This window comes from Pseudomonas orientalis, from assembly GCF_001439815.1.
GTDB classification, from domain to species: domain Bacteria; phylum Pseudomonadota; class Gammaproteobacteria; order Pseudomonadales; family Pseudomonadaceae; genus Aquipseudomonas; species Aquipseudomonas orientalis.
In genome coordinates, this window is record NZ_JYLM01000008.1 from 198,470 (window position 1) to 212,086 (window position 13,617).

Below are 13,617 nucleotides of genomic sequence, written 5' to 3' on the forward strand. Positions count from 1 at the left end.
GCATGGCGGGCAAACCTTCGTTGCACGATATCGAACAGGCCGAGAAACAGCCGTTGTGGCGGCGCCTTGGGTGGCTGGCGATGATCTGGACCGGCAGTGTGCTGGCCTTGTTTATCGTCGCCAGCCTGATGCGCATGTTCATGAATGCGGCCGGCCTGACCACGCACTGACATCCCGATCCGGGCTTTGCGGCCCGGTTTTTTTTGAGTCCTGCTCTTCTTACTGGGAGGGTGGGGCTTTTTTTATTTGCGCGCCTTGAGAATGACGAACTTGGGTGTCGCCGCCACTTGCTCGACGCCGCGAAACAGGCGCGCCAATTTGCTGTGATAACCCAGGTGGCGGTTACCGACGATATACAACGCGCCACCCACCACCAGCGCCTCCCGCGCCTGCTGGAACATGCGCCAGGCGAGAAAGTCGCCCACCACCTGCTGCTGGTGGAAAGGCGGGTTGCACAGCACCACGTCCAGCGACTGCGTTTGCTGGCCAGCCAGGCCGTCGTCGGCACGCATAATCACCTCGCGCTCCCCCAGGGCCGCCCGCCAGTTCTCGGTGGCTGACTGCACCGCCATGAAGGACTCGTCCACCAGAGTGTACTGTGCGTCGGGGTTTTGCAGCGCGCTGGCAATTGCCAGTACGCCGTTGCCGCAGCCCAGGTCCGCCACACGGGCGCCGCCCAGGTTGTTCGGCAGGTGCGGCAGGAACGCGCGCGTGCCGATGTCCAGGCCTTCGCGGCAGAACACGTTGGCATGGTTGAGCAGTTCGATGGCCGGGGTATCCAGCATGTAGCGGGTAGGGTAGGGCGATACCGCCACGGGGCGGTCGGCGGCAGTGGCGATCAGCAGCCGGGCCTTTTTTACCGCAAGCGTGGCATGCATCGGCCCGATATAGCGGTCCAGCAGTTCACCGGCGGCGCGTGGCAAGTGCTTGATCATCGCTCCGGCGATCACCTCGGCGCCCGGCGCCAATTGCCCTTGCAACCGAATCAACTGCTCTTCCAGCAGCGCCAGGGTCTTCGGCACACGAAGCAACACTCGATCGAATGGCCCGACCGGCACTTGGCTGGCCGGTACGAAAGTTACCGCATCAAAGGCCTTGCCGTTGCGCACCAGGTTTTTTTCCAGGCCTTGGGCTGCGAGGAACGAATCGCCGCTGGAGGTCACCTGCACCTTGCCTTCAAGGCTGGCCGCGAGGGCGCCGAAGCTGTCATTGAGTACCAGCACGCGGGTTGCCGCACTGGGTTGCTGGCCGGCGAGGTGGCTGAGCAGGTATTCGTCGGCGGCATCGAAGGCTTGCAGCGGATCATTGTGTTGCTCGGGCTGACGAATCAAGTCGAGCTGGGCGAAGGGGCTGTCAAGCAGGGGCATGGCGGGGGAGGCTCTGGGGTAATCGACGGAACCGTCTGAGTGAACGGCGAGGCAACCTTTGAAAGGGCAGCATCAACACTCAGAATGGGCCGCAAATGGTACTTTTTTTTCAACGCGATGACATGCGCTGTTTCATGTGCGGGTTAAAACAGCCCTGCTTTAGAGGCGCTGAGCACAGCCTGGATCTTGTTGTGAACCCCAAGTTTCTTGAACGTACTGCTGATATGAAAGCCCACCGTACGTTCGGACAGGCAGAGGATGGCCGCGATCTCGGAAGCGGTCTTGCCCATGGCGGACCACTTGAGGACTTCCGTTTCCCGTGCGGTTAACTTGCTGGGCGTGTTGATGTTGTTTGTGTCGGTGTATTTTTTTGCAACGACTGCATGCATCGCATGGCAGAGCCACAAGACCTGCCCGGCTTTTTCGTAAAGCTCTTCAGGGCTGACCTCGCCTTTGCCCCGGGTCAGCGTGAGCATGCTGAACACTCCCTGGAAATCATGCACCGCCTGGGTCCAGCCCAAGTGCACGCCAAACGACTGGGCCAACTCCCACAACTGGGGGGTACTGCTAAAGGTTTTCTGGTCCCAGACAATGGGCAGGACACTGTTTTTACACTGGGATACAACGGGATCTATATCGAAGAAATGCGCTCGTTTATAAATGTTTCTCCATTCAATTGGGTGATTATCAAGATGAACGGGATCTGTTTGGTTGCTTTTGGCTTGGGAACTCAGCGTAAATGAGCAATATTGGAATCCCAACTCGTACGTGTGATTGACGACCATTTCAAACACGCTGGTTATTTCGCTCTCGCCTTCCAGTTTGGGCAGCCGTGTATTGCGCCATTTGACCATCGGTAACTCTCCATAGGTTTCCTTGTGACTTGGGTACGTCCCGATCCCAACGCTGCTTGAGAAAAAAGTGTAGGATAAGTCCTATGAGTAGGGCTGAAAAAATTTCGGTTATTGGCGTGTTTCGGCACAACAGCGCTGTACAAGGAACAGGCTTTTGTATGAGTTAGCCGCGTGGCGCTTGGCTTTTCAATAGTTTGAAGGTAGTGTCAAAATGATATGCTCCAGAAGTTCAGCATCATCTAGTGATGTATCGCGCGTGGGTTAATAGCAAAATGTTTAGTTTGTTGTTGGAGCGCTATCTGTCACTTATTGTCACAAACCCGACAGCGTCGCTGTCTTTCGCTGGCTGCAATGCCAGTACAAATCAGCGGTGTTTGCGCGACCCGCTTTGAGAGACACTACGGCCCTGTGCAAAACGGAGCCCCCCATGACGGCCAGTGCTGAGAAATTTACCCGCCAGACCTTGCTCGACGTGCAATCGTTGACCCCCAGCCTCTTCACCCTGCGCACCACGCGTGATGCCGGCTTTCGCTTTACCGCCGGCCAGTTCGTGCGCCTGGGCGTCACCAAGGCGGATGGCAGTACCGTGTGGCGTGCTTATTCCATCGTGTCTTCGCCGTTTGACGAATACCTCGATTTCTTTTCCATTGTGGTCCCCGGGGGCGAGTTCACCAGTGAGCTGAGCCGCCTGAAAGTCGGCGATACCTTGCTGGTGGAGCGCCAGGCCACCGGCTTCCTGACCCTGAACCGCTTTATCGACGGGCGCGACCTGTGGCTGCTGGGCACCGGTACCGGCGTGGCGCCGTTCCTGTCGATCCTGCAGGATTTCGAGGTGTGGGAAAAATTCGAACGTATCGTCCTGGTGTACAGCGCACGCGAGGCCAGGGAGCTGGCCTACCAGTCGTTGATCAATCAATTGGGCGAGCGTGAATACCTGGCCGAATACGCCCACAAGCTGATCTACATCCCCATCGTCACCCGTGAGCGGCATCCGGGGGCGTTGAACGGGCGTATCACCACCCTGATCGAGAATGGGGAGCTGGAGCGTGCGGCTGGCGTCGAGCTGACGGCAGAACATTCCCGCGTGCTGATTTGCGGTAACCCGCAGATGGTCGATGACACGCGCCAGCTGCTCAAGCAGCGCGACATGCAACTGAGCCTGAGCCGACGTCCGGGCCAGGTGGCGGTGGAAAACTACTGGTAAAAAAAGGCGCCTCACGGGGCGCCTTTTTTGGTCCGCAGGTCAGAGCGGTTTGTCGTGCTGTGCCTTGAGCAGATCGCGGATCTCGCCCAGCAGCACCTCTTGCTTGGTGGGCGTCGGTGGCAAAGTCGGCGCGACGGCCTCTTCGCGCTTGAGGCGGTTGATCGCCTTCACACCCATGAAAATAGCGAAGGCGACGATCAAAAAGTCGACCACGCTCTGGATGAACTTGCCGTAGGCCAGCACCACGGCGGGTGCATCGCCTTGCGCGGCTTTGAGCGTGATTGCCAGGTCGCCGAAGTCCACGCCACCGATCAACAGGCCGAGCGGCGGCATCACCACGTCCCCTACAAACGAGGAAACAATTTTGCCGAACGCGGCGCCGATGATAATACCGACGGCCATGTCGACCACATTACCTTTGACCGCGAAGGCCTTGAACTCACTGATCACGCCCATAAGTTATTCCTTGTTACAGATGAGAAGGGTGGAGGTCAGTGTAAGTCAGTCGTAGCGGGCTTGCGCGACACAACCTTTAACACTGTTGGTTTTTATCGACACATTAAAACGCAATAAGTTTGCAAAGTGCCACCAATCGCGCGCGAAATACGTCGAATTTCAGCGGGTTACCAGACTTTTTTCTCAATCGGGCCTGTGGTGTTTTTCTATTTATCTTCTGACCCGCAGGTCACTAGCCTCTGGCAAGCACAACTGAATGTGCACTAAAAAAACCAGAGGAAACCTTGATGAACACTTCAATCAATCGCAGGCCGGTGTCGGCGCGCCAAGCGTTGGCGGTGCTGACCGCCAGCCTGCTGACCCTCTCCGTGCAAGCCGCCAACCTGACCCGTGACAACGGCGCCGCCGTTGGGGACAACCAGAACTCGCAGACGGCCGGCGCCAATGGTCCTGTGCTGCTGCAGGACGTTCAATTGATTCAGAAGCTGCAGCGCTTCGACCGCGAACGCATTCCCGAGCGTGTGGTGCATGCGCGTGGCACCGGCGCCCATGGCACCTTCACCGTGACCGACAACCTCAGCGACCTGACCAAGGCCAAGGTATTCGCCGCCGGTGAAGCCACGCCGGTGTTCGTGCGTTTCTCGGCCGTGGTCCACGGCAACCATTCCCCGGAAACCCTGCGCGATCCGCGGGGCTTCGCCACCAAGTTCTACACCGCCGAAGGTAACTGGGACCTGGTCGGTAATAACTTCCCGACGTTCTTCATTCGCGATGCCATCAAGTTCCCGGACATGGTCCACGCGTTCAAACCGGACCCGCGCACTAACCTGGACGATGACTCGCGTCGTTTCGACTTCTTCTCCCATGTTCCAGAGTCCACCCGCACACTGACCGAGTTGTACTCGGACGCCGGCACACCGGCCAGTTATCGGGAAATGGACGGCAATGGCGTACATGCCTACAAGTTGATCAACGCCAAGGGCGAAGTGCATTACGTCAAGTTCCACTGGAAGAGCCTGCAAGGCATCAAGAACCTTGACCCCAAGCAAGTCACCGAAGTGCAAGGGCGTGACTACAGCCATATGACCAATGACCTGGTCACCCATATCAACAAGGGCGAGTTCCCCAAGTGGGACTTGTATGTGCAGGTATTGAAACCTGAAGACCTGGCCAAGTTCGATTTCGACCCGCTGGACGCCACCAAGATCTGGCCGAATGTACCGGAGCGCAAAGTCGGGCAAATGGTGCTCAACCGCAACCCGGGCAATGTTTTCCAGGAGACCGAGCAAGTGGCGATGGCCCCGGCCAACCTGGTGCCGGGTATCGAGCCGTCGGAAGATCGCCTGCTGCAAGGTCGGGTGTTCTCCTACGCCGACACGCAAATGTACCGATTGGGCGCCAATGCCCTGCAACTGCCGATCAACGCCCCACGGGTGACCGTCAACAACGGCAATCAGGACGGCGCGCTGAACTTCGGCAAGACCACCACCGGCGTGAACTACCAGCCAAGCCGCCTGCTGCCACGGGAAGAGCCGCAAGCCGCACGCTACAGCCAGTCGCCGCTGTCGGGCAGCACCCAGCAGGCGAAGATTCAGCGTGAGCAGAACTTCAAGCAGGCCGGTGACTTGTATCGCTCCTACAGCAAAAAAGAGCGTCAGGACCTGATCGACAACTTCGGCGGCTCCCTGGCGACCACCGATGATGAAAGCAAGCACATCATCCTGTCGTTCCTCTACAAGGCCGATCCGGAATACGGCACCGGTGTGGCCAAGGTGGCCAAGGGTGACCTGGCGCGTGTCAAAGCGCTGGCTGACAAACTGAGCGACTAATCGCGCCCTCCTGTAGGAGCGAGCTTGCTCGCGAAGAACTCAAAGGCAACGCATTTATCCAGGATGCACGCGTTATCGTTGACGTTTTTCGCGAGCAAGCTCGCTCCTACCAGGAGACCTTTCTCAAGGATCTTGATCATGCGTACGTTCATATGGGCACTGCTGGCCTGCTGGTCGTTCAGTGTGCTGGCCGAACAACCCCCATCCAATGACCCTGGTGCGCTCAAGGCGCAGCTTCAGGACTATTACTTCGACGCCGCCCGTCGTGGCGACCTCGACATGCTCAACACTTTCATTGAGTCGGGCTACGCCCTGAATACTCAGGACGACAAGGGCTACACCGCCTTGATCCTTGCCGCCTATCACGGCCAAAGCGCCTACGTTGAGCGCCTGTTGGCCGCTGGCGCCGACGCCTGCGTGCAGGACAAACGCGGCAACACCGCGCTGATGGGCGCGATTTTCAAAGGCGAACTGCAAATCGCCCAGCGCTTGCTGGCCACCGACTGCAACCCCGACCAACGCAATGGCGCGGGGCAGACCGCCGCCATGTACGCCGGGCTGTTCAAGCGCGTCGAACTGCTGGGCGAGCTGAAGTCCAAAGGCGCCGATCTCAACGCCGAAGACCCCATCGGCAACACCGCTTCACGCTTGGCCAACGGTGAAATCCGGACCCCGGCGCCGCGCTGAGCTATCATCGCGGTTTTTCGGTTGGAGGTTCTTCAATGGCAAAGGCCAAGCGCATGTACGGCTGCACGGAGTGCGGCGCGACCTTTCCCAAATGGGCAGGCCAGTGCGGCGAGTGCGGTGCGTGGAACACCCTGACTGAAACCATGATTGAAAGCGGTGGCGCCGCAGCGCCCACCGGCCGCGCCGGCTGGACCGGGCAACAAGCGCAGATCAAGACCCTGGCCGAAGTCAGCGTCGAAGAGATCCCGCGTTTCTCCACGGCCTCCGGCGAACTGGACCGGGTATTGGGCGGCGGCCTGGTGGACGGCTCGGTGGTGCTGATCGGCGGTGACCCGGGCATCGGTAAATCCACGATCCTGTTGCAGACCCTGTGCAGCATCGCCAGCCGCATGCCGGCGCTGTACGTCACCGGCGAAGAGTCCCAGCAACAGGTGGCCATGCGCGCCCGTCGCCTGGGTCTGCCCCAGGACCAACTGCGGGTCATGACCGAAACCTGCATCGAAAGCATCATCGCCACGGCGCGGATCGAAAAGCCCAAAGTCATGGTGATCGACTCGATCCAGACGATTTTCACCGAGCAACTGCAATCAGCGCCGGGCGGCGTGTCCCAGGTGCGTGAAAGCGCGGCGCTGTTGGTGCGCTACGCCAAGCAGAGCGGCACGGCGATCTTTCTGGTCGGCCACGTGACCAAGGAAGGCGCGCTGGCCGGGCCGCGCGTGCTGGAACACATGGTGGATACCGTGCTGTATTTCGAGGGTGAATCCGATGGCCGCCTGCGGTTGCTGCGGGCGGTGAAGAACCGCTTTGGCGCGGTGAACGAGTTGGGTGTATTTGCCATGACTGACAGGGGGCTCAAAGAAGTCTCCAACCCCTCGGCGATCTTTCTCACCCGCGCCCAGGAAGAAGTCCCGGGCAGCGTAGTGATGGCGACGTGGGAAGGCACCCGGCCGATGCTGGTGGAAGTCCAGGCGCTGGTGGATGACAGCCATCTGGCCAACCCGCGACGGGTCACCCTGGGCCTGGACCAGAACCGCCTGGCCATGCTGCTGGCGGTGTTGCATCGCCATGGCGGCATTCCGACTCACGATCAGGACGTTTTCCTCAACGTGGTGGGCGGGGTCAAGGTGTTGGAGACCGCGTCCGACCTGGCGTTGATGGCGGCGGTGATGTCCAGCCTGCGCAACAAACCGTTGCCCCACGACCTGCTGGTGTTTGGCGAAGTCGGCCTGTCCGGCGAAGTCCGCCCGGTGCCCAGCGGCCAGGAACGCCTCAAGGAGGCCGCCAAGCACGGCTTCAAACGCGCGATTGTGCCCAAGGGCAACGCGCCGAAGGAAGCGCCGCCGGGGATACAGATTATTGGCGTGACGCGGTTGGAACAGGCGCTGGATGCACTTTTCGAGTAGAGCAAGGATGGATGCAATGCAACTACAAGCCGCGGGCAGTGGCAGGTCGCGGTGAGTCAGAAAGCGGGCTATTGGGACACGCAAGCGACTTCCTTGCGCGTACGGCATTTCCCTGAATTGTCGTTTTTCCCGTGATAGAACCGCTACCAGAAGAGCATTTTCAACGCCAAGGCGACAACGACTACATTGAAAGCGCTCTCCATCCACTTATCGCCTTTTTGTAGAGCAAATTTGGCGCCAGCATTGGCGCCCACTAGCGTGCCTATAATCAGGCAACATCCGTACTGCCAATTAATAATGCCGCTGATGCCGAATATTATTAACGAGCCCACAGAGAGGATGAGACCTCCCACTTTTCGAGTGCCAATTGATTCGCTGATCGTTTTTTTAAAAAATATAATATACAAATAAGTTGATAACTTGGCTTGGCCTCCAAATAAGCCGCCAATCATGCCCACGGGAACAAACAGAACATAACCGCAAAAACGTCTGAGCGATGAGGGGGCGGCCTTCGGCGAATGAGGCTTTCTGATGAGTGACAGTGCCACCAATAGTAGCGTCAGGCCGCCAATGATTTTATGCAGCAGTGCCGGGTCTATGTGCACCAGCAGACTTGCACCGACCAGGGCGCCAGCCAACCCGAGTGCCGCAGCGGGAGCGGCTAGCCTGTAATCCACTTTTCCACTGTTATGAAAGTGTCTCAAGCCGGCAAACATAGTCCCTACTGAAGCCAAGCGAGCTGTCGCTATCGAAGACTGAGGAGGTATCCCAAGCCAGATCATCACCGGAACGGTTAGAAATACGCTACCTCCCGTATTGGTCCCGATAAAACCCGTTATAACACCTAGCATTACCAAGCCAGCGCCTGTCAGCCATTCATGCTCAACCATAGTGATAGGCCTGCCGTCCTAATGAAATGCATTAATTATTATTCGTTCAAGTACAGGGGGTCTACCCAGTGATAGCAGTTGCGGTCCCTGGTAGTGGCTGTTAAATGAAGTTTTGCAGTGTGTACAAAGCTATATTCACCAATGATCGGGCGACGGCGATCAAAGGTGTCACCCATCGCTTCTGATACGAGACGGCTGAGCTTTAATACCTTCTGGCTTTTACCGCTGCACAATATTGAACTGAAATGGAGATTGGTAATCAGCAAACAGGTTTCTGTTATGCCGCATCGTTCGCCGATGCCGTTTACGGTGCAGGACACAAAGGTGGCTCCTGCCTCGACGGAGGCCAGCGTATTTGCCATTGCCAAACCTCTGTCATCATGGAAGTTCAAAGTGATCTCCCAGTGCGTGTCTAACCGCTTTAAAACAAGCGTAGTCGTCCCTCAATACTCCGGAACCGTTCAATGTTAATCGGTTATAGCCCAGCGCCTGCAGTTGAAGTGCCCGTTCAGTCACCTCTCTGGCGGAGGCAAATGGCAAGCTTCGGCTGACGGTATAACTGAGATGGTATGCGCCACCCAATAAATTGCAAACCGGAACGTCAAGGGCTTTTCCCGCAAGATCTAAAAGAGCACGATCAATTGCACACTTCGCGAATAGGTGCCCTTTGATCAGCATGTCAAGCTGGCTCATGATAACTTTTTTTAAATGGAATGGTGGTGCTTGTTTTTTTCATTGAATTCAAAGTGGCTTGAATTGTTACAGTATTTGTTCAAATGGTTTTAGCCGTTTTTGTGGGTGTTTCATATGATGATTGCGAGTGCGTTCGGTGGGCTTTATGATGAATTGATCTAAGCTTAGATTGTATGGAAGGAAGTAAACGGCCTGTTACCTGTAAAGGGGAGACCGTAGCCTCACTTCATCAGCGGGTCTTCAGACCTCCAGCAACGCCCCCAGCTCTCGCTCCAGTTCTTCCTGATCACCCAGGTTCAACTCGATCAGCCGCCGCAGATGGCTGATCGAGTCCAGGTCAATTTCCTTGCACACAAAGCCTAACTGGCCGTGGTCATCATGGGTCAGCTTGACCTGCATCTTTATATGGGCCTTGGGATCCAGGCGAATGTCGACGTCGAACGGCAGCGCCTTATTGCCCTTCCAAGGTTCGGGCCGCGTTATCGCCAGGCCCTTGAGCGACAAATCCACCAGTTTCACCGGCCATTCGTGGCCGTTTTGTCGCAGTTGCGTGGTCGCATCAATCGCGATCCGGCGGAAACAGCGGCGGTCAGACGGTTGCTCGGTCATGGTTAAACCCTCTGTTGACAGAAGGAGTGTAGCCCTGCGCCATCATGGGCCCGGGTTTTCTGCTTTTTTTGCCTCGGCAAGGCTCTAGACCAACGTAGGGGGGTGGCCTTTAAGGCCAGTAGCGCTAAACTCCGGTTGGCTGTCCTTTCTGTCCACCCTGGCTGGAATATAAAAATGAAAAATAATAATAGCCTGCTACGCCATCTACCCTGGCTGGTGCTGGCAATCGTAGGAGCGTGCGCCCTCGGCGTAGTGGCGTTGCGCCGCGGCGAGGCGATCAACGCCTTGTGGATTGTGGTCGCTGCCGTGGCCATCTACCTGGTCGCCTACCGTTACTACAGCCTGTTCATCGCCAATAACGTGATGCAACTGGATCCACGGCGGGCAACCCCCGCAGTGATCAACAACGATGGTCTGGACTATGTACCGACCAACAAACACATCCTTTTCGGTCACCACTTTGCGGCCATTGCCGGCGCGGGCCCTCTGGTCGGTCCGGTATTGGCGGCGCAAATGGGTTACCTGCCCGGCACGCTGTGGCTGATTGCCGGTGTGGTGCTGGCCGGTGCGGTGCAGGATTTCATGATCCTGTTCCTGTCCACCCGGCGTAACGGCCGTTCCCTGGGCGACATGGTTCGCGAAGAGATGGGCCGCATTCCCGGGACCATCGCGCTGTTCGGCTGCTTCCTGATCATGATCATCATCCTCGCGGTGCTGGCGCTGATCGTGGTCAAGGCCCTGGCCGAGAGCCCGTGGGGCATCTTCACGGTGATGGCGACCATCCCGATCGCGATGTTCATGGGCATCTACATGCGCTACATCCGCCCGGGCCGCATTGGTGAGATTTCGATCATCGGCGTGCTGTTGCTGCTGGGTTCGATCTGGCTGGGCGGGCAGATTGCCGCTGACCCGGTGTGGGCCAAGGCCTTCACCTTTACCGGGATTCAGATCACCTGGATGCTGATCGGCTACGGTTTCGTTGCCGCAGTACTGCCGGTATGGCTGATCCTGGCCCCGCGTGACTACCTGTCGACCTTCCTGAAAATCGGCACCATCATCGCCCTGGCGATTGGCATTCTGGTCACCATGCCCGACCTGAAAATGCCGGCGCTTACCCAGTTCATCGACGGCACCGGCCCGGTGTGGAAGGGCGGCCTGTTCCCGTTCCTGTTCATCACCATTGCCTGTGGCGCGGTCTCCGGCTTCCATGCGCTGATCTCCTCGGGCACCACGCCCAAGCTGCTGGCCAATGAAAGCCATGCGCGTTACATCGGTTACGGCGGCATGCTGATGGAGTCATTCGTGGCCATCATGGCGATGGTTGCGGCGTCGGTGATCGAGCCTGGCGTGTACTTCGCCATGAACAGCCCGGCAGCGATTGTCGGCAGCGATGTGGTGACCGTGGCGCAGACCGTCAGCAGCTGGGGTTTTGCAATCACCCCCGAAGCGCTGTCGGCCGTGGCCCATGACATCGGTGAAACCACCATCCTGGCGCGTGCCGGCGGTGCACCGACCCTGGCGGTGGGTATCGCGCAGATCCTGCACAGTGTGCTGCCGGGTGAAAACACCATGGCGTTCTGGTACCACTTTGCGATCCTGTTCGAAGCGCTGTTCATCCTGACGGCGGTCGACGCCGGTACCCGTGCCGGTCGTTTCATGCTGCAGGACCTGCTCGGCTCCTTCGTGCCGTCGCTCAAGCGCACCGAATCCTGGACCGCCAACCTGATCGCCACCGCCGGTTGTGTGGCGATGTGGGGTTACCTGCTGTACCAGGGTGTGATCGACCCACTGGGCGGCATCAACACCTTGTGGCCGCTGTTCGGTATCTCCAACCAGATGCTGGCGGGTATCGCACTGATGCTGGCCACGGTGGTGCTGATCAAAATGAAGCGTCAGCGCTACATCTGGGTAACCCTGGTGCCGGCGGTCTGGCTGTTGATCTGCACCACCACGGCGGGCTTTATCAAGCTGTTCGACGCCAACCCGGCGATTGGCTTCCTGTCGCTGGCGAAGAAATACAGCGACGCCCTTGCCAATGGCCAGATCCTCGCCCCGGCCAAGAGCATCGACCAGATGCAACACGTGATCTACAACGCCTACACCAACGCAACGCTGACGGCGCTGTTCCTGTTCGTGGTATTCAGCATCCTGTTCTATGCGCTCAAGGTCGGCATTGCCGCCTGGGGCAACAAAGAGCGTACGGATAAAGAAGCGCCGTTCCAGGCTGTACCGGACGCATAAACGAGGATTGCACCCATGTTCAATGACATCAGTCGCCTCGGTAAATACCTCGGTCAGGCCGCGCGCCTGATGGTCGGCATGCCCGACTACGACACTTACGTCGAGCATATGCAAACCAAGCACCCGGACAAGCCGATGATGGATTACAAGGCGTTCTTCCGGGAACGCCAGGAAGCCCGTTACGGTGGCAAGGGTGGGCCCAAGTGCTGCTGACCCGGCATTCGGGCCAGCAGTGATTCCATGTGGGAGGGGGCTTACCCCCGATAGCGGTGTATCAGTGACACATCCGTGCCTGACACACCGCTATCGGGGGCAAGCCCCCTCCCACAGTTGTTTTGTGTTCCTTCAGCTATAAGGAGAACTGTCTGTGTCCTCTCCCATTCCCGTCACCGTGCTCAGCGGCTTCCTCGGCGCCGGCAAGACCACCTTGCTGCGCCACCTGCTCAAGGCCGAACACGGCTTGAAGATCGCCGTGATCGAAAACGAATTCAGTGATGCCGGCATCGATACCCAGCTGTTGGGCACCGAGCCGGTACAGGTCATGACCCTCTCCAACGGCTGCGTGTGCTGCACCATCCACACCGACCTGACCAAGGCGCTCTACTTGCTGCTCGAGCGGCTCGACAGTGGCGAAATCGCGTTCGATCGCCTGGTGATCGAATGCACCGGCCTGGCCGACCCCGCGCCGGTGGCCCAGACCTTTTTCATCGACGAAGAACTGCGCGAGCGCTACATCCTCGACGGCATCATCACCCTGGTGGACGCGGCCCACGCCGAGCACCACCTGACCCAGGCCATCGCCCAGGCCCAGATCGGCTTTGCCGACCGGCTGCTGGTGAGCAAGCGCGATTTGGTGGACGATGCGGCCTTCGACGCGCTCAGCCAGCGTCTGACCCGCATCAACCGCCGCGCACCGATTCGGGTGGTGGCCCATGGCGCCATCGACCTGGCCGAACTGCTCGATGTGCGTGGCTTCAACCTCAACGCCGGCATGAGCCTGCGCCCGGTCAGCGCTGCGCCATCGGTCGACCGTATTTCCAGCCTGGTGCTGCGCACCGACCAACCGCTGGATATCGACCGCCTCAGTGAGTTCATGAACGAACTGCTGGAGGACCATGGCAAGCAACTGCTGCGCTACAAGGGTGTGCTGAACATCGCCGGGGAAGAGCGGCGCATGGTGTTCCAGGGCGTGCTGAAGCTCTACGGCTTTGACTGGGACACCGAGTGGGCCGAAGGCGAGACGCGGGAAAGTGTGATTGTGTTTATTGCCGATCAATTGCCGGAAGACAAGATTCGCGAAGGCTTTGCCAAGGTCTACCAGGCATAAAAAAGCCCACCTGTAGGAGCGAGCTTGCTCGCGAAGAACTCACAGGTAACGCGTGCT

At 58.5% G+C, this 13,617-nt stretch carries 15 protein-coding genes; 8 read left to right on the plus strand and 7 right to left on the minus strand.

Translation table 11 applies throughout. From position 1 onward, the window contains the following. Positions 1-2 precede the first annotated feature (2 nt). A complete protein-coding gene (locus tag TU82_RS28080; RefSeq protein ID WP_065886906.1) occupies positions 3-170 on the plus strand; it encodes a DUF2474 domain-containing protein in 168 nt (55 codons plus the stop codon). A 72-nt stretch (positions 171-242) separates the two neighbouring features. Here the strand turns inward: TU82_RS28080 and TU82_RS20060 are convergent, their stop codons facing one another. Both TU82_RS20060 and TU82_RS20065 read right to left on the minus strand, forming a co-directional pair. Continuing rightward, positions 243-1,367, minus strand: a complete 1,125-nt coding sequence (locus tag TU82_RS20060) for a methyltransferase (protein WP_057724961.1) — start codon at positions 1,365-1,367, stop codon at positions 243-245. Positions 1,368-1,510: 143 nt separating this feature from the next. After that, entirely contained in the window at positions 1,511-2,221 is a 711-nt protein-coding gene (locus TU82_RS20065) for a helix-turn-helix transcriptional regulator (protein WP_057724962.1), read from the minus strand. Between the two features lie 427 nt (positions 2,222-2,648). On the opposite strand from TU82_RS20065, the gene TU82_RS20070 reads away from it, so the two are divergent. Beyond that, the gene (locus TU82_RS20070) at positions 2,649-3,425 is read left to right on the plus strand and encodes a ferredoxin--NADP reductase (RefSeq protein WP_057724963.1); all 777 of its coding nucleotides are present in this window, start codon (positions 2,649-2,651) and stop codon (positions 3,423-3,425) included. 39 nt (positions 3,426-3,464) lie between these two features. Here the strand turns inward: TU82_RS20070 and mscL are convergent, their stop codons facing one another. Next, entirely contained in the window at positions 3,465-3,881 is a 417-nt protein-coding gene (gene mscL / locus TU82_RS20075; protein ID WP_057724964.1) for a large-conductance mechanosensitive channel protein MscL, read from the minus strand. A 287-nt stretch (positions 3,882-4,168) separates the two neighbouring features. Here mscL and katB point away from each other — a divergent pair, with 287 nt between their 5' ends. From katB to radA, 3 genes are all read left to right on the plus strand, one after another. Beyond that, positions 4,169-5,710: a catalase KatB gene (gene katB / locus TU82_RS20080; protein ID WP_057724965.1), complete on the plus strand. Its 1,542-nt coding sequence runs from the start codon at positions 4,169-4,171 to the stop codon at positions 5,708-5,710. A 138-nt stretch (positions 5,711-5,848) separates the two neighbouring features. Continuing rightward, entirely contained in the window at positions 5,849-6,397 is a 549-nt protein-coding gene (locus TU82_RS20085; protein WP_057724966.1) for an ankyrin repeat domain-containing protein, read from the plus strand. Between the two features lie 35 nt (positions 6,398-6,432). Continuing rightward, entirely contained in the window at positions 6,433-7,800 is a 1,368-nt protein-coding gene (gene radA / locus TU82_RS20090) for a DNA repair protein RadA (RefSeq protein WP_057724967.1), read from the plus strand. Positions 7,801-7,943: 143 nt separating this feature from the next. On the opposite strand, the gene TU82_RS20095 is transcribed toward radA, so the two are convergent. The 4 genes from TU82_RS20095 to TU82_RS20100 form a co-directional block, all read right to left on the minus strand. Beyond that, the gene (locus TU82_RS20095) at positions 7,944-8,690 is read right to left on the minus strand and encodes a sulfite exporter TauE/SafE family protein (RefSeq protein ID WP_057724968.1); all 747 of its coding nucleotides are present in this window, start codon (positions 8,688-8,690) and stop codon (positions 7,944-7,946) included. Between the two features lie 38 nt (positions 8,691-8,728). Next, positions 8,729-9,052, minus strand: coding sequence for a hypothetical protein (locus TU82_RS28085; protein ID WP_276307139.1), 324 nt, complete (start codon positions 9,050-9,052; stop codon positions 8,729-8,731). A gap of 16 nt (positions 9,053-9,068) precedes the next feature. Continuing rightward, complete coding sequence (locus TU82_RS28090; RefSeq protein WP_082632046.1) at positions 9,069-9,383, minus strand: enolase-like domain-containing protein; 315 nt, start codon at positions 9,381-9,383, stop codon at positions 9,069-9,071. A 240-nt stretch (positions 9,384-9,623) separates the two neighbouring features. Next, positions 9,624-9,992, minus strand: coding sequence for a PilZ domain-containing protein (locus TU82_RS20100; protein ID WP_057724969.1), 369 nt, complete (start codon positions 9,990-9,992; stop codon positions 9,624-9,626). Between the two features lie 174 nt (positions 9,993-10,166). On the opposite strand from TU82_RS20100, the gene TU82_RS20105 reads away from it, so the two are divergent. The 3 genes from TU82_RS20105 (at position 10,167) to yjiA (ending at position 13,560) form a co-directional block, all read left to right on the plus strand. Beyond that, positions 10,167-12,233, plus strand: a complete 2,067-nt coding sequence (locus tag TU82_RS20105; protein ID WP_057724970.1) for a carbon starvation CstA family protein — start codon at positions 10,167-10,169, stop codon at positions 12,231-12,233. A gap of 15 nt (positions 12,234-12,248) precedes the next feature. Further along, entirely contained in the window at positions 12,249-12,446 is a 198-nt protein-coding gene (locus TU82_RS20110; RefSeq protein ID WP_003176208.1) for a YbdD/YjiX family protein, read from the plus strand. 154 nt (positions 12,447-12,600) lie between these two features. Then, positions 12,601-13,560, plus strand: coding sequence for a GTPase (gene yjiA / locus TU82_RS20115; protein WP_057724971.1), 960 nt, complete (start codon positions 12,601-12,603; stop codon positions 13,558-13,560). The last annotated feature ends 57 nt before the right edge of the window (positions 13,561-13,617 follow it).